This is a genomic window from Pseudomonas poae RE*1-1-14 (assembly GCF_000336465.1).
GTDB classification, from domain to species: Bacteria; Pseudomonadota; Gammaproteobacteria; order Pseudomonadales; family Pseudomonadaceae; genus Aquipseudomonas; species Aquipseudomonas poae.
The window spans coordinates 3,479,051-3,503,874 of the sequence record NC_020209.1 but is presented as its reverse complement, the minus strand read 5'-3'; the positions used below and the strand labels follow the sequence as shown (position 1 = coordinate 3,503,874).

The window sequence follows — 24,824 nt, the reverse complement described above, 5'->3', positions numbered from 1 at the left end:
GGCAGGCGCTCAGCAGGAACTGCCATTTGCCATGGTCTACGGCCAGGCCGTCATGGAAATGCCGCTGGACCTGTACATCCCGCCGGACGCCCTGGAAGTCTTCCTTGAAGCCTTCGAGGGCCCGCTGGACTTGCTGCTGTACCTGATCCGCAAGCAGAACATCAACATCCTCGACATCCCCGTGGCGGAAATCACTCGCCAGTACATGGGCTATGTCGAACTGATGCAGTCGGTACGCCTGGAGCTGGCTGCCGAGTACCTGGTGATGGCCGCCATGCTCGCCGAGATCAAGTCGCGCATGCTGCTGCCGCGCTCCGAAACCGTCGAGGCCGAGGAAGACGATCCGCGCGCAGAGTTGATCCGGCGCCTGCAGGAGTACGAACGCTTCAAGGCGGCCGCCGAAGGCATCGACGGCCTTAGCCGCGTGGGCCGCGACGTGGTGGTGCCCAAACTGGACGCGCCCGAGGCCCGCGCGCGCAAGCTGCTGCCGGACGTGAGCCTGGAGGAATTGCTGATGTCCATGGCCGAAGTGCTGCGCCGAGGCGACATGTTTGAAAGCCATCAGGTCAGCCGTGAGGCACTGTCGACCCGCGAGCGCATGAGCGATGTGCTCGAGCGCCTCAAGGGCGGCGGATTTGTGCCGTTTGTCGAGCTGTTTACCGCCGAGGAAGGGCGCCTGGGGGTGGTGGTCACGTTTATGGCGATCCTGGAACTGGTCAAGGAATCGCTGGTTGAGCTGGTGCAAAATGAGCCTTTTGCGGCTATCCACGTGCGGGCGCGAGCCGAATAAAGAGCTGAATCGATGAATCTGACTGAACCCCGTGAACTGGCGCCGCTGCTGGAGGCCTTCCTCCTGGCTTCGGGCAAGCCGCAATCGCTTGAGCGCCTGTTCGAATTATTTGAAGAGGCTGAACGCCCTGAGCCGCCGGTGTTCAAGAAGGCGCTGGAGATCCTGCGCAAGTCTTGCGACGGCCGCGCTTTTGAACTGCGCGAAGTGGCGTCGGGTTATCGCCTGCAGATCCGTGAGAAGTTTTCCCCGTGGGTCGGCCGTCTGTGGGAGGAACGCCCGCAACGCTATTCACGGGCGATGCTGGAAACCATGGCGCTGATCGCCTATCGCCAGCCGATCACCCGAGGCGAGATCGAGGATGTGCGCGGCGTGGCGGTGAACAGCCATATCGTTAAAACGTTGCTGGAGCGTGAATGGATCCGCATCGTCGGCTACCGCGACGTGCCTGGTAAACCGGCGATGTTCGCCACCACCAAAGTGTTCCTCGACCATTTCAACCTGAAAAACCTCGACGACCTACCGCCGCTGGCCGAATTGCGCGAGATGGAAGCCGAGCCGGTGCTCGATTTCGACGACGCGCCGGTTCCGGCGAGCTTGCAGGAACTGGCCGATGCCACGGCGGAGCCCGAAGAGCCCAAGGACGAAACCAGTTTCCATACCTTGCTGCTGGAGCTGGACGATATGGAGCAGGGCATCAAGACCGATTTCGATGACCTGTTGCGAGAGGGGGCCGTTGAGCCTGAATCCCCGCCGAGCACTGAGCCTCAAGCCCAGGCACAAGCCGAAGAAGACATTCTCGGCGTCGCCGCCGCTCGGGAGCAGCTTCTGGCCGCCGTTGCGGCGCTGGAACCCCCTCAATTGAGCGACGAAGAGGCCGAAGCTCAGGCCTTGGCTGAAGCGATTGAAAACGAGCGCCGTTCTTTCGAGCCCTGATTTTCCCGCCTTTTTACCTGTTAGTTCTGACAGTTGTTCCAGCCCGGTGCCCGGCGTTTACTTGGCAAATGCCATTGCGCTTGTGCCTTTTCATCTGCGGTGGTGGCAGTCCCTCCCTTTTGATAAGGATGATCCATTATGAAAAGCACTCGTCGATACTTCGTGGCGTCATTGGGCGCGATAGCGTTAATGGGCCTGGATGCATTGATTTCTGCTCAAGCGCTTGCGGCGACCTATAACCCGCTCGGTGGTGATGTCAGCGTCAAGATCATCGCTGGGGCCGCTCCCGCTGGCGCTGTTGGTTTGAGTGCCGGGCCAACCGGAGTGGAGCGCCCCGTGTATTTCCGCCCGGGTTCGTCTGATGCGTTATTCATTGGGGCCAGCAACACGCTGCCGGCTGGGTGCAAACCCACGGATTTCAAGGACGACGACGGCACGACTATCCCTGTCCTGGTCAAGCTCGACTGCAATGGAAAGCCCTGGCAAGCCAAACTCTCGAAGACCGGCAAACTATTCAGTGTCAAACCTCTGCCGTGATCTAGGGTAAGGTGCCTCCTGTGGTAGTCGCTGGCGCAAGAATGCCGCCAGCGCTCACGGAGGATTGCCCATGAGTTCAACCAAAGACCCCTGCATCAGTGTCTGCAAATTCAGCGACGACATCTGCGTCGGCTGTGGCCGCAGCAAGCGCGAAATCCGGGCCTGGAAGAAACTCGACAAGGTCGACAAGCGCACGGTGCTGGCCGAAGCCGAGCTGCGTCTGCTCGCGCTGGGCGCCACCGGTCGGCGGAAAAGCAAATGACCAGGTCCTTATCGACTACTCTGTGATGCGCAACGCTCGCCATACGCGTATGATTCGCGACCCTTTGCCGATGCAGTCGCGCAAAGCCCCGCTTTCAACACTCTTCAGGCCACGCCTGAATCGACCCACCGGGAGGTGCTTAAGATGAACGACAAAGACCAGAACGACAGCCAGGAAATCGGCCCAGCAGGCGAAAAACTGCAAAAGGTGCTGGCGCGTATCGGCGTGGGCTCGCGCCGCGACGTCGAAGCCTGGATCACCCAGAAGCGCATCAAGGTCAACGGCGTCGAGGCCACCCTCGGCCAGCGCGTCGATCTGCACGACGCAATCACCATCGATGGCAAGGTCATCAAGCGTGAAGAGGCCGCCGAATCGGTGCGCCGGGTGATCATGTACAACAAGCCCGACGGCGAGATATGCACCCGTGACGACCCTGAAGGCCGTCCGACCGTGTTCGACAAGATGCCCAAGCCCAAGGAAGGCCGCTGGATCAACATCGGCCGCCTGGACATCAACACCACCGGCTTGCTGATGTTCACCACCGACGGTGAGCTGGCCAACCGCCTGATGCACCCGTCCTACGAGATGGACCGCGAATACGCGGTGCGCGTACGTGGTGAAGTCGACGACGAGATGATCGAACGCCTCAAGGCGGGCGTGGTGCTCGAAGACGGCCCGGCCAAGTTCACCGACATCAAGCAGGCGCCCGGCGGCGAAGGTTTCAACCACTGGTACCACTGCGTGGTGATGGAAGGCCGTAACCGTGAAGTGCGTCGCCTGTGGGAATCCCAGGGCCTGGTGGTCAGCCGCCTGAAGCGCGTGCGTTTTGGCCCGGTGTTCCTCAACTCCGACCTGCCGATGGGCCGCTGGCGCGAAATGAGCCAGTACGAAGTCGACATCCTCAGCGCCGAAGTCGGCCTGACGCCGGTCGCCATGCCGCAAATGAACGCCAAGAGCAAAGACAAGCTTGAGCGCATGCAGCGCAAGTCGTCGCGCCCGGTGCCCCGCACCGAACGCGTGGCACGCACCCTGCGTCCGGCGCTGGATGCACCGGCCACCGGCGGGCGTATCTCCCGTCAGCCGCACATCGAAGGTGAGCGTCGTCCTACCGCGCCGTCGCGTCAGGAAGGCGAGCGTGCACCCCGCACCCCGCGTCCAGCCCGTGGCGAAGCGCCGAGCGGCGGTCGCAGTAACCGTGGTGAAGCGGACCGTCCGGCCGACAACGCCAGCACCAAGCGCCCGGCCAAGCCGGCGGCGAACAAACGGCCCGGCCCGAAACTGGTTGCCGACGAGCCATCGGGCAAGCGCCGTGGCGCCCCGGCTGGTTCGGGACAGCGTCCTGGGTTTGGTCGCAAGAAGCCGCAGTGATGCGTTAAGCCGCGCATAAAAAAGCCAACCCCAGGGTTGGCTTTTTTTCGATCTGAATTTGCAATGCATTCCACTGTGGGAGCTGGCTTGCCTGCGAAGGCGGTAGTCCAGCAAACATGATGTTGACTGATCCACCGCTTTTGCGGGCAAGCCCGGCTCCCACACGGACCTGCGTCATCCTGACGTTCTGTTAAAACGCAAATGTGCCATCAAACACCGGCTTGTCATCCAGCGCCAACACGCCGCTGGCAAAGATCAGGTCCAGGTGGTGGCTGCCTTTCTGCCCCCCGCCCAGTCCCAAGTGCAAACCGCAGTGGCGCTCCTCAAAACCGGCATTGCGTGCATACAAGTCCTTGACCCCTTCATTGGTGCCAATCCCCAGCTCTTCGACGCGACGATTGGACGGGTTGGCATTCAGGTATTTGTTGAAGTCTTCTGCCAGCCCCGGCACCTCGCTGGCCACGCTGCAGATGGTCGAGTTCTCGATCCACAGCTCCAGCGGGGACTCCAGCACGCCGTACTTGCGGGCAAACGGGATGGTGCTCAGAAAGGTGCCGACAAAGCGCACCTGACCATTGATGGCTTCACTGTGGGTGGCGATCTCGCCGGGGGCCAGGTCGTGGTTGCCGACCCCGTTGATATTGGTCCACTTCTTGATGCTGCTCATCGGCGCCTCAATGCGTGAACCGTGCTTGTCGGTAAAACTCAGCACGTTGGCCTGGCTCATGCGCCGGATCAGCGTGGCGTTGAGGTCGGCAATGCGCTGTGGCGCGACGCTGAACGTGTCGTAGAAGTAGTCGCCATAGTCCTTGAACAGCAGGGATTTTTTCCAGTGCTCAGCCATCATGCCCTGCAAGGCGCGGATGAAGTCCGGGCCTTCGGCGCGCGGGTTGGGCAAGGTCGAGGAATCATAGAGAAACAGGTACAGGTCGCAGGCTTCGATGGCTTCGGCCAGGGCGTCGCTGGCGGCCAGGTCCAGGCGCTGCACCTGGAAGTTGAAACGGGCATTGTTGCCTTGGGTGATGGCTTGGGCGATGGCGTCGTAGCGCTCGGTGTGGCCCAGTAGCACGGTAGGGCAGCGCAGGCCTTCAAGGGCCGGATGGTGCGCGAGGTAGTAGAGAAAGTGTTCGACGGCGCGGGCCTTGTCCATGACGTGTGTCCTTCTGTGCCTTGGGTAAGGGGGCAGGTGCCGTGCACAGCACCTGCCGAATGCCTGCCGGGTGTTAGAACGGCCACATCGCGGTGCCGAACGGCACAACGGCGTCGGCTTGCATCATTTCAACGGCGGCCTCATGGGTCGGCGCTTCAAACCAATCGTCAAGTTGCAGTTCAGTTTCCAGGTCTTTTTCCAGTGCTTGCATGGTGTATCTCCTAGAGGACGTTGTTTGAGAACGCTTGCCAACGGGCTTCGCTGGCAAGTGGGATGAACCTAGGAGAGAGTGTTTCAAAATGCAAAATATTTATTGACACGGTTTCATTTGGATTTTTTCTTCGGTTTTTTTCGAAAAAAAATTTATGCAGAGAAAACAGTCAATTGGCTGAACCGATTCTTCAGAAGTTTGCCACCGACAATTTTTCGTAAACTGCCGAAAAACCCCGCCGTAACGCACACTTTCCGGCTTGTAACGATAGTTTTACGGTTGTGGCCGGTCTTTCAGGCGTGTGCCTGAGCTGTAAGGATTGGCTGACAGATTGTCGCGCGCACCGTCCTGGGGCGTGCCGAAGCGGTCGAGCGGTGTACAATGCCCCGCGTTTTACTGTGACCGCCTCGCGTATATCACGCACAAGGCCCAGAACCGGGGTTCACCCACCTCGATCACTCCGCCCGGCCACGAGCCAGGCGGGTTCGATTTCGTCACAGATAAAAACAAACAGGTGACGCATGACCGTTAGAACGACGCTGTACTCCTGGTGCCTGCGCTGGGGTTTGAGCGGCGCTGCTTGAGTCGGTAATTCAAGGCAGCAACCTGCATTCAACATCATCAAACCTTGCGTGAGAGCCTATTCATGAGTGAACCCCATTCCCCTTCAGGCGAGCTGAAACGCGGCCTGAAAAATCGCCATATCCAGTTGATTGCCCTCGGTGGCGCCATCGGCACCGGGCTGTTCCTGGGCTCGGCCGGCGTGCTCAAGTCCGCTGGCCCGTCGATGATCCTGGGTTATGCCATCTGCGGCTTCATCGCCTTCATGATCATGCGCCAACTGGGCGAAATGATCGTCGAAGAGCCGGTCGCCGGCTCCTTCAGCCACTTTGCCCACACGTACTGGGGCGGTTTTGCCGGTTTCCTGTCGGGCTGGAACTGCTGGATTCTGTACATTCTGGTGGGCATGTCGGAGCTGACGGCCGTTGGCAAGTACGTGCACTACTGGTGGCCGGAGATCCCGACCTGGGTCTCGGCGGCGGCGTTCTTCGTGCTGATCAACCTGATCAACCTGGCCAACGTCAAAGTCTTTGGAGAGGCCGAGTTCTGGTTCGCGATCATCAAGGTGGTGGCGATTGTCGGCATGATCGCCCTGGGCAGCTACCTGCTGGTCAGCGGCAGCGGCGGCCCGCAAGCCTCGGTGAGCAACCTGTGGGAACACGGCGGTTTCTTCCCCCATGGCGTGGGCGGGCTGGTGATGGCGATGGCGATCATCATGTTCTCTTTTGGTGGCCTGGAAATGCTCGGCTTTACCGCCGCCGAAGCCGACCAGCCGCGCACCGTAATCCCCAAGGCCATCAACCAGGTGATTTACCGCATTCTGATTTTCTACATTGGCGCGCTGGTGGTGCTGTTGTCGCTGACACCCTGGGACAGCCTGCTCGCAACCCTCAACGCGTCCGGCGACCCCTACAGCGGCAGCCCGTTCGTGCAGGTGTTCTCGATGCTGGGCAGCAATACGGCGGCGCACATTCTTAACTTCGTGGTGCTGACCGCCGCGTTGTCGGTGTACAACAGCGGCACCTACTGCAACAGCCGCATGTTGTTGGGCATGGCCGAACAGGGCGACGCGCCCAAGGCCCTGGCGAAGATCGACAAACGCGGCGTGCCGGTGCGCGCCATCCTCGCCTCGGCGGCGGTCACCCTGGTGGCGGTGCTGATGAACTACTTCATCCCGCAACACGCCCTGGAATTGCTGATGTCGCTGGTGGTTGCCACGTTGGTGATCAACTGGGCGATGATCAGCTATTCCCACCTCAAGTTCCGCCAGCATATGGATCGCATTGGCCAGGTGCCGTTGTTCAAGGCACTGTGGTATCCGTACGGCAATTACATCTGCCTGGCGTTTGTGGTGTTTATCCTGGTGATCATGCTGATGATTCCGGGGATTCAGGTGTCGGTGTATGCGATTCCGGTGTGGGTGGCATTTATGGGGCTGTGCTATGGCATCAAGAACAAGCGGGCGGCGCGGGAGCAACGAATGGCGGCAGCTTCGGTTGTAAAGTGAAATAGCTGGTCTTGGAAAAACCCGACGCTAAGTCGGGTTTTTTATAAGGCTTTTGGTTTTGAGAGGGCTTCGAACTCATCCATCAGCAAGTGAATTTCGGTGCTTGGGTTTCTGTCGCCGCTCTTCATAGCGTCCGCCAGGCTTCTCGGTGAGTGCTTTCGCGCGCTTTCGAATTTCTCGCCTGCAAGCATCTTAAAATAGCCTTTCAGGCCTGATTTGGCGTAATCAGCCATTCCTGGTTTGTCTCTCAGATCTGCGCCGACCAGATCGCCTGCAGAGTGCTTTCCTGACCGCGAATAGGGTTTCCGGGTGTAGCCAAAGTGCAGCAGTAGCCAATATTCAAAGCAGGGGTAAGAGGCGATGACGGTTATCTTGTCGTGTGCTTTGGACAGCCGTATAGCCTCATCAAAGGACTCATGCGTGTCACGGTCGATGGCACAAAAGACCTTGTCGAACTTGCGCTGACGTTCAATGGCGTACTCCACAATTCCCTTTGGATGGGTGACGCCACAGTGCATGATTTCTATCTCTGCGTGGGATCGAAAGTGCATGGCTGCATCTTCCAGATAAACCTTGCTGGACTGCAAGTCCTCACAGATGACCAACACAGTAGGTTGCTGTTGAAACCTGGGCTCTCTTCTCCTGAAAGAGTCAGCTGTACGAGCCATTATTAGCTCCTGCTCAAGATCGGCAAACCGCGATAGCGACCTTCGTAATAACGCTTTTCAATATCTTCACTGCCTCTTCCTTGAAAGTCGTGTATGGAAAATACTTGGGTTGCGCCATTTGCGTCGCGTTCGGTAAGCCAGAATTGGTCTCGTCGCAGAAGTTTAGTGTTCATGAGGTGCGTGTCGTGGGTGGTGAATATTAATTGAGATTTTTTATCTGCGACCAAGTGATTTTCAACTAATAGTTCTACAATTTTCGGATGGATACTGCTGTCGAGTTCATCAACGACAACTACTTTTTCACTACTTTTTGCATGAAGGTGAAGCCATGGAATCCAGAAGCCCATTAGGTTTTGGGTGCCTCCGGACTCCTCGGTGAAGTCGAACTCCGCGTCGCCTAGTGCTGTGGTGTGCGTGAGCTTTGTTTTCGCTTCGCTTTCTACTAGCTTTACATAGTCGTTGATTTTAGACGCTGGCCCTATTTCGGATTTAAATTTTTCACTCTCTTCGAAACGTATCCCTGTAATGGGTACATCTAGGTGCTGAAGAAAGTCTTGTAGCGCACTTTTTGTCACCGGACTATGCATCATCATTGAGCGAGACGCTATCGACCAAGTGGTTATACCATTTTGGCCAATACACATGTTTGAGTTTTTAAGCCACTCATAAGGTGACTTTAGTTGTTGTAAGTCTTCGCTGCTGTTAAGTACCGCCTGCGCCAAGAATAAAGAGTTAGGCGGGGTTAACCTTCTCCATGCTTCATGAACGATGGTGCCTCCTTCAAGCAATGACCCAAAAGTATAGTTTTCAACGGTCTCGGGACTAAATTTTCTTGAGTAAAGTAGATTTTCTTTTCCTTTAGGGAAAAAGAAAAGTGTTTCTTCAAATATGCGTTCGGCTGTCGTTTTTAATATGAATTGAAAACGAGTGCCTTCATGGATGAAGTTAATTTCAAATTCGCTGGGTTTGTCTACAAGCTCTCGATCAAAGCGGAATGGATCAGCGGGGATTAAATGGCTGTCACCTGGCTTTTTATGTAACAGATCGGATATTAAGTTAATGGCCTTTACAAGATTCGATTTGCCCGACGCGTTTGGCCCATAAATAGCGGCCACTTTCAGAAGCTTTGGAAAATCCTCTCCAGCCACCTCTGGATCAAAAACATTTTGTTTCTTCCCCAAACGAGGCGAAGCGACCATCGACAGGGTCTGCTTCTCCCGAAAGGAACGAAAATTACTGACAGAAAATTCGATTAACATGCAGAAAACCCGCAGTTGAGGATGCTTGTAGGCGCTAAATATAGCTAATATTGAAAGTAGCTGCATATTTTCTGCACTTCGCCATATTCCACGTAATAATCCCTAGCCTGCTACGATCCCGCGCGCTACAGAGTTGAACGGGTTTCGCGTCAACGATGCCAAACTGTTCGGTAGGGGCGCGGTCTGCAGAGCCCAGGCTCCGATTCCGTAAGCTACCTGACCTATCCGTTTTCCTAAGGTTTTCGAGTAATGCTGGTCATTTCCAACACCGTCCACCTCCCCGACGCCGAGATCGAGCTGACCGCCATTCGCGCGCAGGGCGCGGGGGGGCAGAACGTCAACAAGGTGTCGAGTGCGGTGCACCTGCGCTTTGATATTCCAGGGTCGTCGTTGCCTGAGTTCTACAAGGAGCGCCTGCTGGCGCTGCGCGACAGTCGGATTACCAGTGATGGTGTGCTGGTGCTCAAGGCCCAGCAATACCGGACCCAGGAACAGAACCGTGCCGATGCGCTGGAGCGTCTCGTTGAGTTGATCCAGAGCGCCACCAAGGTCGAGAAGAAGCGCCGGCCCACCAAGCCCACGCTGGGTTCGAAAAAGCGTCGGCTGGAATCCAAGACCAAGCGCGGCAGCATCAAGGCTGGGCGCGGCAAAGTCGACTTCTAGGCGTTGCGCGTTTCGCGGGCCTTGGGTGCCTGGCGGTAAAGGTACAGGCAGAGCAGCATGCCACCCAAGGCTGCAAGCGCGGCGAACAGGAAGATCGACGCAAAACCGAACCCCGCCGCCACCGCCCCGGCCAATGGCCCGGTGACCCCCAGTGACAAGTCGATAAAGAGCGAGTAGGCCCCCACCGCCGAGCCACGGCTGGAGGCCGGCACCAGGTTGACCGCTTCCACGCCCAGCGCTGGAAACACCAGGGAGAATCCGAAGCCGCTCAACGCCGCGCCGGCCAGTGCCAGGTGAGCGTCCGGCGCCAGCCATAACAGCAGCAGGCCGAGTATTTCCACCGACAGGCAGGCGATGGCTACCCGAAAGCCGCCGATGCGGTTGATCAGGTTACCGAACAACAATCGCGCGCCGATAAAGCTGGCACCGAACAGGCTCAGGGCCCACACCGCGTTATCCCAGTGCTGGGTGGTGTAATACAAGGTGATAAAGGTGGCGATGGTGCCAAAGCCGATTGAGCCCAACGCCAGTGCGCACCCATGGGGGAAAACCCGGCCCAACACATTCATGAACGGCAGTCGCACACCGGCCACAATCGGCACCGCCTCTTTGCGCCAGCCGAGCGCCACGCCCATCACCGCCAGCAAAATGATGCTCACGCCCATGCTCCACAACCCCAACTGGCTGACCAGCACCACACCCAGTGGCGCGCCGATGGCCAGTGCGCCGTAGCTGGCGATGCCGTTCCACGAGATGACTTTGGCGGTGTTCGCCGCACCCACACGGCCGATGCCCCAGCCGATGGCGCCCGAGCCTACCAGGCTCTCGGCGCTGCCCAGCACGAGTCTGCCGATAAACAGGCTGGTCAGACTGAGCGCCGGAAAGCTCGCGAGCCACGCCGCGAGCAGCATGAACACACCGCTCAGGCCACAACCGGCCATGCCGATCAGCACGGCGCGCTTGCAGCCCAGGGTGTCGATCATGCGTCCGGCATAGGGTCGGCTCAGCAGGGTAGCCAGGTATTGCACACTGATCACCAGCCCTGCGATGACCGCGCCATACCCCAGTTCGCTGTGGACATAGCCTGGCAGCACGGCCAGAGGAATGCCGATGTTCAGGTAGCCGATAAAGGTGAACAGCACGATGGAAACAACTTGCAGCGTAACCGCCATGGGGCGCTGGGTATCAGGCATGGGAGAGGATCCACTGTCGCAGCAGGTAAAGATAGGCTGCTAATGATACCGATGCTTGCGCCTGTGCAGGGCGGCAAAAAGAAAAAATCCGGGATCAGGGCTGGGCAGGGGCCAGCAGTTGCGTGGTGACCAGGGCAGCGAGTGCGTTTTCCTGGGTGCCGAAACGCTTGAGCAATAGCGCTTGCTTGTGTTCGCTGAGGCGGTTCCACACCTCGACCATCTGCAAGGCAGCGTCGAGTACGGCGTCGTCGGGGGCGGTAGTGGTGGACTGGTCGGACATGGCGGATATCTCACGGTTCAGGCAGTGTGGAAAGCGCTCACATTGCGCTTTCCACACGGTCTGGTGCGGCGTCAGTCCTGGCTTTCGCTGGCGACTGGTTGTGCTTGTTGGGGTTCAGGCTGCTTCTCGCTGGCCTGTTGCGGGGTTGGCTGCTCAGTTTCGTGCAGGCTTGGGAAGGGGAGATTAGGTATCTCGTGCATCGTCGTCGCTCCTTGCAAAGTCTGTTTGTTCAATCGCAGGTAATTGCGCGCGCTCAAAAAGCCTTGGCAGGATACAGCACTGTAAATGACAAACAGACTATTAAATCGGCGTGCTGCTAGAAGGGCACCTTGCCCAGAATCATGTCGCGGTACATCACAAAGTCCCCCAGCAAGCTGTAGAACGGATGCTGGAAGGTCGCCGGACGGTTCTTTTCGAAGAAGAAGTGGCCAATCCAGGCGAAGCCGTATCCAGCAATCGGCACGGCGATCAGTAGCGGCAATGAGCCTCTCGCGATGGCATACGCCAGAACTCCGATCACCAGCGTGGTGCCGATAAAATGCAGGCGCCGACAGGTGCTGTTGCCATGCTCACTCAGATAATACGGATAAAATTCGGCGAAGCTATTGAATTTCCTGACATTTTCCAAGATTGGCGGCCCTTTGATTGTTGTGCCGCCCAACACATGTTCGGCGGGGAGCTTAATTGAGTCTAGAGTGATCAGTGGTAACAGCCAGTGACAATAGATGCCACTTTAGTATCCTTGGCTTCCTGGCTGCCGTTCAAGCCAGCCTAATTAAGAAGACGCCATGAGCGAACGAACAACTTCTGCAAGCTGGGCGATGGGGATAGTGAAGGCATTGGAAATGGACGGTCTGGACTGCCGTGCCTTGTTCAGGCAACTGGGTCTGGACTACGCCGCGCTCAGCGACCCCGACGCACGTTTCCCACAGGATTCGATGACCCGCCTTTGGCAGCGCGCGGTGGAACTGTCGGGCAACCCGGCGATTGGCCTGAACATGGGTAAAGTCGTGCGCCCGGCGTCATTTCATGTGGCCGGGTATGCGCTGATGTCCAGCAACACCCTGGCCGAAGGCTTCATGCGCCTGGTGCGTTACCAGCGCATCATCGCCGAAAGCGCCGACTTGAGTTTCAGGCTTTTACCCGAAGGGTATGCGCTGATTCTGACCGTGCATGGCGACCACCTCCCTCCCACCCGGCAAAGCGCCGAAGCGTCACTGGCCAGTGCATTGGCGCTGTGCGGCTGGTTGACCGGGCGCACCCTGCAACCGCGCAAGGTGCTGTTGCAGGGCGCGCAGCCAGCGGACCTTGCGCCCTACCGGCAAGCGTTCCACGCCCCCCTGGAATTCGATGCGCCCTATGACGCGCTGATCTTTGAACGCGCCGACATGGACGCGCCGCTGCCCACGGCCAACGAGGCCATGGCACTGCTGCACGACCGCTTTGCCGGTGAGTACCTGGCGCGGTTTTCCGAGAGCCGCGTGACCCACAAGGCACGCCAGGTGCTGTGTCGCCTGTTGCCCCAGGGCGAACCCAAGCGCGAAATAGTGGCCCAGACCCTGCATTTGTCACAGCGCACCTTGCAACGCCGCTTGCGGGAGGAGGGCACCAGTTTCCAGGCGCTGCTCGACGACACCCGCCGTGAACTGGCCGAGCAGTATCTGGCGCAGCCGAGCATGACCTTGCTGGAGATCGCCTACCTGCTGGGCTTTGCCGACCCGAGCAACTTCTTTCGCGCGTTTCGCCGCTGGTTCGATGCCACCCCCGGCGAGTACCGGGCGCGGCTGCTGCAGACGTCGACGGTCAGTGACGCCAGAACGCCGGAATGCATAGAACAAAGACCGTAATGATTTCCAGCCGGCCCAGCAGCATCCCCAGCGACAGGATCCACTTGGCCGCATCCGGCAGGCTGGAAAAGTTGCCGGCCGGCCCAATGGTTTCGCCAAGGCCTGGGCCTACACCGGACACGGTACTGGCGGCGCCGGTCAGCGCGGTCATCCAGTCCAGGCCCAGCAACGACAAGGCCAGAGCGATGGCGCAGATGGTGATGGCGAAGAAAAACGAGAAGGTCAGGATCGACCGCACGATTTCTTCGTCGAGGCGGTGGCCGTTGTACTTCTGCTTGATCACTGCGCGCGGGTGAATCAACTGGTTCAAGTTGGCCTTGAGCAGGATGTAGGCGACCTGGAAGCGGAAAATCTTGATCCCGCCGGCAGTCGAGCCCGAGCAGCCGCCGATAAAGCCCAGGTAGAAAAACAGCATCAGTGAGAAATTGCCCCACAGGCTGTAGTCCCCCAGGGCAAAGCCGGTAGTGGTCACCACCGAGGTGACGTTCAACGCCACATGGCGCAGCGCCTCCAGCCAATGCAGGTTGGTGGTCCACCAGTACCAGGTGCCCAGCACCAGCCAGGTGACCACCAGCAAACCGAGCAGGCCCTGTACCTGCTGATCCTTGAGCAGTGCCCGGCGGTTGCCGCGCAACGTGGCCACATACAGGGTGAACGGCAAGCTGCCGAGGATCATCACCACCACCGCCACCCAGTGCACGGCCGGTTGTTTCCAGTGCGCCAGGGACTCATCGGAAGTGGAGAACCCGCCGGTGGAAATCGCCGACATCGCGTGGTTGATCGCATCGAACAGGCCCATGCCGGCCCACCAGAACGCCAGACTGCCGAGGATGGTGATGCCGACGTAGGCCGCCACGATCAGGCGCGCCACCATGTGCGAGCGCGGCATGACCTTTTCCGAGCGGTCCGAGGATTCGGTCTGGAACAGGCGCATGCCACCAATGCGCAGCAATGGCAGGATCGCCACCGCCATGCCGATAAAGCCGATACCGCCGAGCCAGTGCAGCAGCGAGCGCCACATCAGGATGCCCGGCGACATGCTGTCCAGCCCGCTCAGCACCGTGGAGCCGGTGGCGGTTATGCCGGACATGCTTTCGAAAAACGAGTCGGTGTAGCTGATGTGCTGGGTCAGCAAAAACGGCAGCGCGGCGAATACACACACCACCACCCAGCTTGTGACGGTGAGCAGGTACATGTCCCGCGGACGCAGGTGCACATGCTCGGGGCGGCCCGGAATCACCAGGGCCAGGCCGGCGATAAAGGTGATCAGGCTGGCCCAGAGGAACGAGGGCAGATCGCCGGTGCGGTCGAAGATCACCAGAGTGGCCATTGGCACGACCATCGCGATCGCCAGGGTGATCAGGAAGATGCCGATGATGAAACCGATGATGCGTAGGGTCGGCAACGCCATGAAGTCTGCTCGGATGGTCGCGGAAGGCGCCATTCTACCTGCGGTGCAGGGCATGTAAACCGACACATGTATAAAGCACGCGTGGCGGTGCGCTTGTTCAGCATGAGGGCTTCTTCAGTGTTTCCAGAGATTTTCCATGCCGTACGAATCGTTAACCGACACGCCGTTGATACGGCGCTTGAATGCCAATGACACCCCCTCGCAGATGGCCCTGGTAAAAAAGCTGTCCGCGCTCAATACCCAACTCATGCAGGATCTGGCGCCTCAGCCCAGGTTTGGCGACTTTGTACAACGGCGCTTCGAACAGCGCTTGAGCATCAAGCCCACGGCGCAGGTGCACAGTGTGTTTGTGCAGAGCCGCGACCGCCAGCCAGCCTCCTTGGTACCCGCGCCAACCACGGTGGATGAAACGCTGGAGCTCAAGGCCCCGCTGCCCACGTTGATGGATGCGGTGATACAGCGCATCGTGACGGGCCAGGCATCGACCTTTGCCAGCCGTGACACCGAGTTTTTGCGCGCGTCCGAGGAGGGCGGCGAACCGCAACGTATCCCCGAGTTGACGGGCCAGGCCGTCGATGAATTTCTTGAAGACCTGGCCACGGGGCTGGACGGCCACTACCAAACCTTCATCCAGCGCTATTGGGACGAGCAACGCGCGACCGATGCACGCAGCCGCTGGCTACGGGTGCTTGACGGTCGAATCGCGCAACTGCGCAGCGAAGTGGCCCTGCTAAAAAATGATGGCGTGCTTAGCACGGCGGGCGAGGCGTTGTTCGAGACGGTGGTGCGCCTGCCCGATGCGCTGTCGCGTCGTACGCTCAAGGCCTACAAACCGTGCGTGTATGGTGTGGCGCTCAAGGGCAAGGACGCTGTCAATCCGCTGCTCCACGGAGCGTTTATCCTGACCGCCCGTGACCCGCAGGACGCCGAGGTGGGCTGGGAGACGGACACGCAAGCGGCCCCGCAGGTACGTCCTGTCGACCCTTCCAGCAATCTTGGCCTTGTTCTGCTGTACAGCCCGGGCAACGGCCTGGAAGAATTCGACTCCCTGTCCAGTCTTGATCACGAACTGCACCAGCGCCTGAACCACCCGGTGCAATTCACCCATTTGTTGGCCTTGATGGCGGAAAAACACCAGCCCCACGGCCTGGCCCTGCACCGCGAGGCCAAGACGAGCGGTCAACTGGCGTACCTCGAGTGGCTTGACTCTCCCTTCAGCCGTTCACTCGAAGATCAACGCCTCAAGCTTCATGAGGACTTCACCGCCACCGTGGCCCTCTATCAGGCGCCTGCTACGCAGACCGAGAGCGCTCGGTTGGCCGAAAGCCTGGATCGTGTCACGGACAGTGCGCGCGCTCTGGATGCGCAGCGGGTGCTGGTGGCGCGCATTCAAAAACGTGCGCAGGCTCAGCTTAAAATCTTTCTTGAGGGGGCGACCGACGCCGACAAGCAGGCCTGGCGAGCAGCCATGCAGTCTTACTGCGATGGGCTCAAAAGCCTGCCTGAGTCCGAGGGGCTGCCCTCGCTTGCCCAGTTCAGTGATAAAACCGCCATGAGCGCTTACAGCAAGGCTCAACTGACTGCGTTGATCGAGTCGCAATGGGGCTTGCAGGTCGACCCGGATGAGATTCAGGTGCATACGCGAGCGCCTGATGTGCCCACCGTGCCTTTCGTGCCGGGGGCTCCCGCATCGTCACCGCGAGAACCCGGCGCGCCGCTGTACACGTATCGCCAACGCAGCCTCAGTGAGTTGGCGCTTGAAAACGTGGGCGGCCTGGATTTCAACTTCACCAACTTTTCCCATCTGACCGATAAAAAGAAGCAGGCCTACACCGCCCTGACCGTCGAGCAGGTGAAGGACCTGGTGCGCACGGCCAATATCGGTAACCGCTATGACGCGTTTTTAAAGGATCGGCTGATCACCTCGCCCGAGGCCATCGCCCGCAAAAGCAATTTCGCCCGGTACCTGGCGTTGCAGGTACGGATGGACGCCATCGAGGCAAAAATCGCCGGTGATTTTCTGCCGGATCACGCCAGTCGCGGCTTCAACTGGGTACAGGTGGTACTGGATGAGCCTGTAGACAGTGACCGCCGCCAGACCGTCGAAGCCCATCGGATCATGGTGCAAAGCTTGATGCTGCGCGGCGCGCGGGTGCGAGGCGTGTGGCTGTTTCGCACGACCTCCTCGGCGGTCGCCTCCACCGTGGTCTACACACCGCAAGCGCCAGGCGGTCGGATGTTTCATGAGTTTCACGATGAGCGTTTGTTGAACGACTTCGTCTTCAACAGTTCCTGGCGTGACTATCTGGTGAGCCGCGTCGAACTGGCCCAGCGCAAAAGGATCCGCAGCATTTTACGCGGCCGCGGCTCCGCGACCATGGTGTACATGCCCAGGATTGCCGACAACCTGTTCGAGGAGGCCTACGAGATCGAGGCCAGCTTCGCCATCAACGATGCAGGGGCGAAATCGACCACAACCGGCGAAACCGACCTTGAGACCGCAATATCGGTGGGCACGGCAGCGTTCGATCTCATCACCCTGGTGTTACCGATCAAAATCATGCTGCCCATTGGCTTGGCCCGCAGTCTGTTCTCGGTGTTCAGGGCGGTAGACGCCGCCACGCTGGGCGACCGCGCCGAGACGGCTCATCACCTGGTGCGTGCGCTGGGCGAGTTTACCGGCGCTTTGATCGACGGTGCCGTCGCCGGCCTGGCTGGCGTGCGCACCTCTGCATCCGCGTCCGGTGGGCTGAACCCTTTGATGGCTCTGAAGAAAAAGCCTGGCGACGTGCAGGTACTCGACGGTTGGGAAGGCAAGGGCATTTATTACAAGGCTGCCGGCGCTGAGGGCCGCCGTCACTATTTCCTCAATGAGCAGAACCGCTGGTTTTCGATCCTCGACGAGGGCGGCGAAAAGGCCTGGCGCGTCAAGGATGCGCGCAAGCCTTACCGTTATCACCATGATCCGATCCGCCTGGACGCCAAGGGGCGCTGGGAAGTGGGCTCGCATCCCGATCGAGGATTGCGTGGAGGTCTTTCACCGGTTGAGGCGTTAAGGGCGCTCTATCCGAACCTCAGCGAAGGCCAGGCTCGCCTGGTGTTCGAGTCGTTCAATTTTCCGCGCGGGCGCGAACTGGAACTTCAATTGAGCGTGGTTCACCACCTCAGGTCGGGCACGTTACTTGACGCCTTCTATCAATATTTAAGCGTGACCCCTCAGCGGTTTTCGGTGCGTGTGCGGGGGGGCGAAGTCCCGGGTCTGTCGCTCACGTCCGTCGAGCCGGTACCAAGTACCAGCCAGGCGCGACCAGCCAGGCCGGCGTCTGAACGCATTGCCGATTGGGGGCGATCCATCGATGCGGGCGAGATGCTGTTGAAAGATGCGAACTATGGGGTTTATCAGCGAGTGGGTGGGGATCCTGCGCTGCGGGGCACCGAATACCTTAAAATCGACGAGCGCTACTTTCCCATCCTGCCTGATGGCAGAGCCGCGACCACGCGGGCCGCCACTGTTCTGATGCACGACCCTGACATCCCGATCGGCACCTACGACCAATTTGAAACGATGCTCAGGACGGACCTCTATAACCAGCCGCGTGCCGCTACCTTCGCAAGAGCAGACGGTCGCTGGGTCAACGATATCGACCTGCCGTTCCAGAAAACCCTGGCCGCTTATGTAGGTGACGCCTGGCCGATGTTGTCAGTCTCCAGCCAGGCTGACGTCGCCCGCAGCCTGTTCAACAGGGTCAACAGGAATGGCCTTAACGTCGTAGGCGTCGCCACACTGCAGAGAATCCTGAGGCATTGGCGCCGAGAGCGCACGGTGGTCGAGGCGACGCTGGGCGACCCGCTGCTGTTGCTGCCTGTGACCCCGCGATCGGTTAGCGGCGAATGGCCTCTATCTCGCCAGCCAGGGCAGTACACACAACTTACCTTCCGTACGGATCAGGTTCACAGCCTGTTCCAGGACGCGGTGACCAACCGCAGCCAGGAAGCACTCAAGGCATTGATGGCCGACGTGCTTCGCCGCAATCGTTATCAACTTGTCCCCGGTTACGATCAGGTCGGCGAGCTGCTGTTCAAGCATCCAGGGCATGCCACGGTGTACTGGATGCAGGTGCACAGTGCGTTTGGACACGCCGTGGGCAACCGCGCAAGCCAGGTCGCGCCCAGAGCTTCGCTCATGAGTGCGCAGACGCGCAGCGCCCCGCTGGTGCCGTTGATTGGCGGCATTCAGTTGAGCTTCGAGGGCGGTGCCACGCTCATCTACGTGATCCGCATCTGACTCGACAGGCTCGCGCGCAAAAAAATGCCCCGAACCAGTCGGGGCATTTTCAGTGCGGTGCAACCATCATCCCGCCTTGATCAGAACTCGTGATCGGCGCTGTCGGGGTTCAGGTCGCTGATGCCCAACTTGCCCGCTGCGGTTTCGATCGAGCCGGTCTGCTTGACCAGTGCGGCAATGGCGTCACGCACGATCTGGTTGCCCGCGTCGTTGCCGGCGGCGATCAACTGGTCGTAATGCTCACCTTTGCCTGCGTGGTCGACCATGACCTGGATCTTGGCTTCGGTCGCCGCCAGGTCTGCCTTAAGTGCCGCGTCGGCAGCGGGGTCGGCCTTGGCCACCAGGGACGAGAGGCTGGCACCGGTCATCTGAGTGCCGTCGACGCGGGTGTATTCGCCCAGGTAGACGTTACGGATGCCCTTGGCGTCGTAGAAGTGCGAGTTGTGGGTGTTGTCGCTGAAGCAGTCCTGCTCGTCTTCCGGCGAGTTGGCCTCCAGGGACACCTTCATGCGCTCACCGGCCAGCTCGCCCAGGGACAGGCTGCCCATGCCGAACAGCATTTTGCGCAGACCGTCGGTGGCGGGTTCGCTCTCCAGGGTGGCGCGGTAGTTGTCTTCGACGTTGGGTTTCCAGTTGCCGACCATTTCTTCAAGGTCGCTGACCAGCAGTTGCGTCACCGAACGCAGGTAGGTGCGACGGCGCTCGTTGTGGCCGCCGGTGGCACCGTCACCGGTCAGGTAGTCCGAAGCAGGGCGGTTGCCCGCGCCCGGGCCGGTGCCGTTGAGGTCCTGGCCCCACAGCAGGAATTCGATGGCGTGGTAGCCGGTGGCGACGTTGGCTTCGGAACCGCCCAGCTCATTGAGGCTGGCAAGTTTTTCCGGGGTGATGTCTTTGACGTCGACCTTGTCTTCGCCGACCTGGATCTCGTTGTTGGCGATGATGTTGGCGGTAGCGCCCGGGTTGCCCAGCGCGTGCTCGTAGGATTTGTCGGTGTAGTCGATCAGGCCTTCGTCCAGGGGCCAGGCGTTCACCTGGCCTTCCCAGTCGTCGATGATGGTGTTGCCAAAGCGGAACACTTCACTCTGCAGGTACGGCACGCGCGCGGCGATCCAGGCGGTGCGTGCGGCTTTCAGGGTTTGCTCGTTCGGGTTGGCGAGGAAGGTGTCGACGGCGGTCTGCAGGGTTTTTGCAGTGGACTCGGCATCGCTGTACACCGCGAACACCATGTCAGCGTAATGCGCGACCACCGCTTTGGCGGCAGCTTCGTCGACGTTGCCTGCCGGTGTGGCAGCCGCTGGAGCGGTGGTGCTGGCAGCCGGGGTCGGCGCCTGGGGTGCTGCGGCCTTGTCTTTACCTTCTCCGCAACCGGCGAGAGAAATGGCAATGGCCAGCAGACTGGCGGTGGCCAGGGGCATACGAATCATGGCGAACATCCTGCTTCGAGTGTTGATAGGGCGCGCGGGGGCGCGCAAAAACTGCGACATAATGCGAAAGATTTGCATTTTGTGTAAAGGGTTATACGCGGGAAATATCAAGTATCGCCGTGTCGATTTAAAGAATCGTGGCGTGATCGCGCTCCGATTGCTTCAGGTACGCCACCAGCTCCCGCGCCTGCAGCGGCTTGCTGTAGTGGTAGCCCTGACCTTCATGGCAACCTTCGGAAATGATGTAAGTCTCCTGTTCCAAGGTTTCCACACCTTCGGCGATCACCTGCATGCCCAGGCTTTTGCCCAGTTGGATAATGGCGCGCACGATGGTGGCGTCGTCATCGTCGTCCAGCAGGTCCTGCACGAAACTCTTGTCGATCTTGATCTTGTCCAGCGGCAGGCTCTTGAGGTAACTCAAGGATGAATAGCCGGTGCCGAAGTCATCGATGGCGATCAGTGCGCCGGAGCGGCGCAGGCTCAGCAGGTGCTGGGCAGCGGTGCTGATGTCTTCCATCAGGCCGGTTTCGGTCACTTCCAGCTCAAGGCTGCCCGGCGGCAGACGGTAGACCTGCATCAGGTTGTTGACCATTCGCGGCAACTCGCTGTGGTGCAACTGCACAGTGGACAGGTTGACCGCCATGCGTAGCGCGGTGAAGCCCAGGTCATGCCATTCGCGCAGTTGCCGGCACGCCTGGTCCAGCACCCACTCGCCAATCGCAATAATGGTGCCGTTCTGCTCCGCCAGCGGGATAAACAGGTCCGGCGGTACCATGCCGTGTTCCGGATGCTGCCAGCGGATCAGCGCTTCAACGCCAACCACGCGGTGGTCGCGATAGCTGATCTGTGGCTGATACACCAGGTGAAACTGCTCGCGGCCCAGGGCCTCGCGCAGGTCCTTTTCCAGCTCGCGGCGGCGACGAATTTCGCTGTCGACGCTGGCGATATAGAACTGGTAGCGGTTGCGCGAGCGGCTTTTGGCCAGGGTCATGGTCTGTTCGGCTTTCTGCAACAGCTTCTCGGTGCTGTCCCCGTCTTCCGGGAACAGGGTGATGCCGATGGTTGCGCGCAGGCGGATGTGTTCGTGTTCGAGGGCAAACTCCGCTTCCAGGTCGTCAAGGATGCTCTGCGCCAGTTCGGCGGCTTCGTAGGGTTGTTCGATATCGGCCTGCACCAGCGCAAACTGGTCACCGCCCAGGCGCGCCAGGGTGCCGAGCCGACCGCTGTGGGCACGCAGGCGGTCGGCCAGGGCGAGCAGCAAGCGGTCGCCGGTCTGGTAGGTGAACTGCTCGTTGACACTTTTAAAGTCGTCCAGCCCTACGCACAACACGGCCACGCAGCGCTGCCGGCGGCCGGCATCGATCAGGATCTTGTCCAGTTGCTCCTGCAGCTTCTGGCGGTTGGGCAGGCCGGTGAGAAAGTCGTACTGGGCCATGCGCAGCAAGCTGGACTCGGCTTCGTGGCGCAGGTGGGTGTTGCGCTCGATGGATTCGAGCAACTGGTTGGCGGTGGTGATCCATAGCCCCAGTTCGTTGCGTTCATGGCCCTTGAGTTGCGGGATCTTGTGCTCGCTGGGCCGGTCGGGGTTGATCGAGGTCAGGTGCTCGATGATCCGTGACAGCGGTCGGGTCAGCATCCAGTGATACACCAGGTACAGCACCAGCCCCATGGCCAGCGCACGCAGCACGCCGGAAATGAAGATGATCACCGAGCTGACCAGAAACCCTTCGCCATAGGTGGCGGTGTCGAGGGTGATACTCAGGTCACCGTAATACTCGCTGTAGGGGCCTTTGCCGACCAGTGATGTGGTGAATGAGCGTTCCTGACCCAGAATCAGGTCGGTCAACCAGCGGCTGGCGGATTGCTCCAGGGGGCGGCTTTTTTCCGCGAGCATGGTCTCGTTGGGGTGGCCGATGGAGGCTGTGCGCACCGCTTCGTCCTGAAAGAGTCCTTCGATCACCTGCATGCCCATCTCGCGGTCCAGGCTGTAGACGGCCTGGGTGGAGGGGTCGCGAAACATGTCGAGGATGCGCTGGGCATCGCCGGCGACGGCCTGGCGCGTCTTGTAGGCATCGAAAACGATTTGCGCCACGCTCAGCGCCACGCCCACGATCAACGCCGACAGCAGCACTACCCGTAGCAACTTCACCGACAAGCTGTTTTTGAGTTCCAGCTTCAAAGGGGCATTCCTTGTCTCATGCGGGTGGCCTTCAATATGCCATGAGTATTGGCAATCCACGCATGGCAGTCAAAGGAACATTCGGGCCGGGATAAGCGGAAGTGTTAGAAGGAGGGGGGAGGGGAAGAGGGCGGATGGCATCCGCCGCTCTCTGATACTGCGCTTGGGCGTGAGACGAGTGCTTGTTACGATTACGTAATCTGCACGGAGTTGGCCTTGTGCGTGTCTGCGCCGATTTTGCCTTGCTCCTGATCCTGGTTTTGCTGGTCCATCATTTTGCTCATCATGTCCATGCCTTTTTCCAGCATCGGCATGATTGCTGACATAGCCGACATACCCATCGAGATAGGATCCATTGCGAACGCTCCTGCATGAAATGAAAGAGTTATTTCTCTCTCTGCCTGTGTGGCAAATGCCTCCTGCCGAGCTCCATCCTTCCTGCATCATGCTCCGGGTGTCGCCCACAAAAAAGCCCGGCAATCGCCGGGCTCTTTATCCTGCAAGCGTTACTCAGGCAGTGAAGGTCTTGCCTTCGAACTGCTCGGCCACGAACTTCCAGTTGACCAGGTTCCAGAACGCTTCCACATACTTTGGACGCACGTTGCGGTAGTCGATGTAGTAGGCGTGTTCCCACACGTCGCAGGTCAGCAGCGGGGTATCGCCGCTGGTCAGCGGGTTGCCGGCGCCGATGGTGCTGGCCAGGGCCAGGGAACCGTCAGCCTTTTTCACCAGCCAGCCCCAACCGGAACCGAAGGTGCCGACGGAGGTCTTGGTAAACTCTTCCTTGAATTTGTCGAAGGAACCGAAGGCTGCGTTGATGGCTTCAGCCAGTGCGCCGGTCGGTTGGCCGCCGGCGTTTGGCGCCAGGCAGTTCCAGTAGAAGGTGTGGTTCCAGACCTGAGCGGCGTTGTTGAAGATGCCGCCCGAAGAAGAAGTGACGATTTCTTCCAGGGTCTTGCCTTCGAACTCGGTGCCAGGCACCAAGTTGTTCAGGTTCACGACATAGGTGTTGTGGTGCTTGTCGTGGTGGTACTCCAGGGTTTCCTTGGAGATATGCGGCTGCAGGGCATCGTGTGCGTAGGGCAGCGGCGGCAATTCGAAAGCCATGATGATTCTCCTAATCAGGTCAGTTGCGGTGAGCGCAAGGCCGATCACGGGCGGCCAAACAAGCGCCGGGGAGTTTGTACTCTTTGCGGCGCAGGGGCAGGATCATAGCACCGGGGGTGCGGCAAAACCACGCAACAACTGTGTGGGATAGAGGTTCCAAAGCCTTTTGGAATAAGTTCAGGGCGTGCTTATTAATTGGTAGGCCACGCTGAACATCATCACCGCCACCAAGAGGTCCAGCAGCCGCCAGGTTGCCGGGCGTGCAAGCCAGGGCGCCAGCCACGCGGCACCTAGCGCCAGGGCGGCGAACCACAGGAATGACGCGCTCGCGGCCCCGGCCACAAACGCTGCGGGTGCAGCCTGTTGTGCGCCCAATGAGCCGATCAGCAACACCGTGTCGAGGTAGACGTGGGGGTTGAGCAGCGTGACCGCCAACGCGCTGAGCATCACCGCGCGCAATGAGCGCGCCTTGAAGCCTTCGTCCTGGTCCAGGCTCTGCTTCGAAAACGTGCGACGCAAGGCGAGGGCGCCGTACCACAACAGAAACGCCGCGCCGCCCCAGCGTGCAATCGCCAGCAGCAGCGGGTTCTGTGCCAGCACCGTGGCCAGGCCGAACACCCCGGCCGCAACCAGAATCGCATCGCACACGATGCACAGCGCCGCCACCGGCAGGTGATGTTCACGGCGCAGGCTTTGCGCCAGCACGAAAGCGTTCTGGGTGCCGATGGCCATGATCAGGCCGAGGGCGATCAACAGCCCGTTCACATAGCTTTGCCACATAGGATTTACTCCGCGTCCGCCGCCAATTGCCGCAGTACCTGCAGGGCGCGTTGCGCATCGGCGCATCCGACGAACAGGTGGTCGTGGTAATAACCGGCGATTACATTGCAGCTGATCCCGGCCCGGCCCAATGCGCTGGCGAAGGCGGCGGTCAAGCCCACCGCTTCGAGCGCCGAGTGCACGTTCAGGGTGATCCACGCGGCCACGTAGTCGAAGGCCAGCCCGGCCCGTTCGGCTTGCTGGCGCTCCACGATCAGGGTCAGGCCTTCCTGCTCGCGAAAGCTGCCGATCAGTTCGCAGCCGGCAGGGATGTGGTTATCGGGGACTGTGCAGAACACGTATTCGCCATCATTCAGATGAGGGCTCATGCTGCGCAGCAGGGTCGTGAGGGCGGTTTCGCCAGCCATTT

The 24,824-nt window shown here is 59.8% G+C and carries 23 protein-coding genes; 9 read left to right on the top strand and 14 right to left on the bottom strand.

Annotation, left to right across the window (positions count from 1 at the left end; all coding sequences use genetic code 11):
• Positions 1 to 91: 91 nt before the first annotated feature.
• The 5 genes from H045_RS15255 to rluB all read left to right on the top strand — a co-directional run bounded on the left by H045_RS15255 (position 92) and on the right by rluB (position 3,890).
• Positions 92 to 790 carry a segregation and condensation protein A gene (locus H045_RS15255; RefSeq protein ID WP_164365898.1) on the top strand — a complete coding sequence of 233 codons (699 nt, stop codon included), beginning with the start codon at positions 92 to 94 and terminating at the stop codon, positions 788 to 790.
• 12 nt (positions 791 to 802) lie between these two features.
• The gene (scpB, locus tag H045_RS15250; protein ID WP_015372832.1) at positions 803 to 1,723 is read left to right on the top strand and encodes an SMC-Scp complex subunit ScpB; all 921 of its coding nucleotides are present in this window, start codon (positions 803 to 805) and stop codon (positions 1,721 to 1,723) included.
• 138 nt (positions 1,724 to 1,861) lie between these two features.
• A complete protein-coding gene (locus H045_RS15245; RefSeq protein ID WP_015372831.1) occupies positions 1,862 to 2,260 on the top strand; it encodes a hypothetical protein in 399 nt (132 codons plus the stop codon).
• A 70-nt stretch (positions 2,261 to 2,330) separates the two neighbouring features.
• Entirely contained in the window at positions 2,331 to 2,522 is a 192-nt protein-coding gene (locus tag H045_RS15240; RefSeq protein WP_003237744.1) for a DUF1289 domain-containing protein, read from the top strand.
• Positions 2,523 to 2,666: 144 nt separating this feature from the next.
• A complete protein-coding gene (rluB, locus tag H045_RS15235) occupies positions 2,667 to 3,890 on the top strand; it encodes a 23S rRNA pseudouridine(2605) synthase RluB (protein WP_015372830.1) in 1,224 nt (407 codons plus the stop codon).
• A gap of 190 nt (positions 3,891 to 4,080) precedes the next feature.
• Here the strand turns inward: rluB and H045_RS15230 are convergent, their stop codons facing one another.
• Both H045_RS15230 and H045_RS25285 read right to left on the bottom strand, forming a co-directional pair.
• Entirely contained in the window at positions 4,081 to 5,040 is a 960-nt protein-coding gene (locus H045_RS15230) for a CgnE/CgnB domain-containing protein (protein WP_015372829.1), read from the bottom strand.
• Between the two features lie 73 nt (positions 5,041 to 5,113).
• Positions 5,114 to 5,251 carry a hypothetical protein gene (locus H045_RS25285; protein WP_003237751.1) on the bottom strand — a complete coding sequence of 46 codons (138 nt, stop codon included), beginning with the start codon at positions 5,249 to 5,251 and terminating at the stop codon, positions 5,114 to 5,116.
• Positions 5,252 to 5,897: 646 nt separating this feature from the next.
• Between H045_RS25285 and H045_RS15220 the strand changes: the two genes are divergently transcribed.
• Positions 5,898 to 7,319 carry an amino acid permease gene (locus tag H045_RS15220; RefSeq protein WP_015372828.1) on the top strand — a complete coding sequence of 474 codons (1,422 nt, stop codon included), beginning with the start codon at positions 5,898 to 5,900 and terminating at the stop codon, positions 7,317 to 7,319.
• Between the two features lie 41 nt (positions 7,320 to 7,360).
• Here the strand turns inward: H045_RS15220 and H045_RS15215 are convergent, their stop codons facing one another.
• Together H045_RS15215 and H045_RS15210 are read right to left on the bottom strand one after the other, a co-directional pair.
• A complete protein-coding gene (locus H045_RS15215; protein ID WP_015372827.1) occupies positions 7,361 to 7,987 on the bottom strand; it encodes an RloB family protein in 627 nt (208 codons plus the stop codon).
• A 2-nt stretch (positions 7,988 to 7,989) separates the two neighbouring features.
• Positions 7,990 to 9,246 (bottom strand): AAA family ATPase, encoded by a 1,257-nt coding sequence (locus H045_RS15210; protein ID WP_041931643.1) that lies wholly within the window; start codon positions 9,244 to 9,246, stop codon positions 7,990 to 7,992.
• Positions 9,247 to 9,495: 249 nt separating this feature from the next.
• Here H045_RS15210 and arfB point away from each other — a divergent pair, with 249 nt between their 5' ends.
• Complete coding sequence (gene arfB / locus H045_RS15205; protein ID WP_015372825.1) at positions 9,496 to 9,909, top strand: alternative ribosome rescue aminoacyl-tRNA hydrolase ArfB; 414 nt, start codon at positions 9,496 to 9,498, stop codon at positions 9,907 to 9,909.
• Here the strand turns inward: arfB and H045_RS15200 are convergent.
• The 3 genes from H045_RS15200 to H045_RS15190 form a co-directional block, all read right to left on the bottom strand.
• Entirely contained in the window at positions 9,906 to 11,102 is a 1,197-nt protein-coding gene (locus H045_RS15200; RefSeq protein ID WP_003237757.1) for an MFS transporter, read from the bottom strand. The genes arfB and H045_RS15200 overlap by 4 nt on opposite strands.
• Before the next feature lie 94 nt (positions 11,103 to 11,196).
• On the bottom strand, positions 11,197 to 11,382 hold the full coding sequence (locus tag H045_RS15195) for a hypothetical protein (protein ID WP_015372824.1): 186 nt from the start codon (positions 11,380 to 11,382) through the stop codon (positions 11,197 to 11,199).
• 316 nt (positions 11,383 to 11,698) lie between these two features.
• Positions 11,699 to 12,010, bottom strand: coding sequence for an Mpo1-like protein (locus H045_RS15190; RefSeq protein ID WP_003237761.1), 312 nt, complete (start codon positions 12,008 to 12,010; stop codon positions 11,699 to 11,701).
• Positions 12,011 to 12,170: 160 nt separating this feature from the next.
• On the opposite strand from H045_RS15190, the gene H045_RS15185 reads away from it, so the two are divergent.
• Complete coding sequence (locus H045_RS15185) at positions 12,171 to 13,229, top strand: AraC family transcriptional regulator (RefSeq protein ID WP_015372822.1); 1,059 nt, start codon at positions 12,171 to 12,173, stop codon at positions 13,227 to 13,229.
• Here H045_RS15185 and H045_RS15180 read toward each other — a convergent pair.
• Positions 13,186 to 14,640, bottom strand: coding sequence for a TrkH family potassium uptake protein (locus H045_RS15180; RefSeq protein WP_015372821.1), 1,455 nt, complete (start codon positions 14,638 to 14,640; stop codon positions 13,186 to 13,188). The genes H045_RS15185 and H045_RS15180 overlap by 44 nt on opposite strands.
• A 136-nt stretch (positions 14,641 to 14,776) precedes the next feature.
• Between H045_RS15180 and H045_RS15175 the strand changes: the two genes are divergently transcribed.
• The gene (locus tag H045_RS15175) at positions 14,777 to 18,925 is read left to right on the top strand and encodes a dermonecrotic toxin domain-containing protein (protein ID WP_015372820.1); all 4,149 of its coding nucleotides are present in this window, start codon (positions 14,777 to 14,779) and stop codon (positions 18,923 to 18,925) included.
• An 80-nt stretch (positions 18,926 to 19,005) separates the two neighbouring features.
• On the opposite strand, the gene H045_RS15170 is transcribed toward H045_RS15175, so the two are convergent.
• From H045_RS15170 to H045_RS15150, 6 genes are all read right to left on the bottom strand, one after another.
• Positions 19,006 to 20,349, bottom strand: coding sequence for an imelysin family protein (locus tag H045_RS15170; protein ID WP_003237769.1), 1,344 nt, complete (start codon positions 20,347 to 20,349; stop codon positions 19,006 to 19,008).
• A 127-nt stretch (positions 20,350 to 20,476) separates the two neighbouring features.
• Positions 20,477 to 22,528, bottom strand: a complete 2,052-nt coding sequence (locus H045_RS15165; RefSeq protein WP_015372819.1) for a putative bifunctional diguanylate cyclase/phosphodiesterase — start codon at positions 22,526 to 22,528, stop codon at positions 20,477 to 20,479.
• 191 nt (positions 22,529 to 22,719) lie between these two features.
• Positions 22,720 to 22,884 (bottom strand): hypothetical protein, encoded by a 165-nt coding sequence (locus tag H045_RS25280; protein ID WP_167325117.1) that lies wholly within the window; start codon positions 22,882 to 22,884, stop codon positions 22,720 to 22,722.
• A 154-nt stretch (positions 22,885 to 23,038) separates the two neighbouring features.
• Positions 23,039 to 23,635, bottom strand: coding sequence for a superoxide dismutase (locus H045_RS15160; RefSeq protein WP_003237774.1), 597 nt, complete (start codon positions 23,633 to 23,635; stop codon positions 23,039 to 23,041).
• 177 nt (positions 23,636 to 23,812) lie between these two features.
• Positions 23,813 to 24,415 (bottom strand): LysE/ArgO family amino acid transporter, encoded by a 603-nt coding sequence (locus H045_RS15155; protein WP_015372818.1) that lies wholly within the window; start codon positions 24,413 to 24,415, stop codon positions 23,813 to 23,815.
• Between the two features lie 5 nt (positions 24,416 to 24,420).
• Positions 24,421 to 24,822, bottom strand: coding sequence for an ACT domain-containing protein (locus H045_RS15150; protein WP_015372817.1), 402 nt, complete (start codon positions 24,820 to 24,822; stop codon positions 24,421 to 24,423).
• Positions 24,823 to 24,824: the final 2 nt, after the last annotated feature.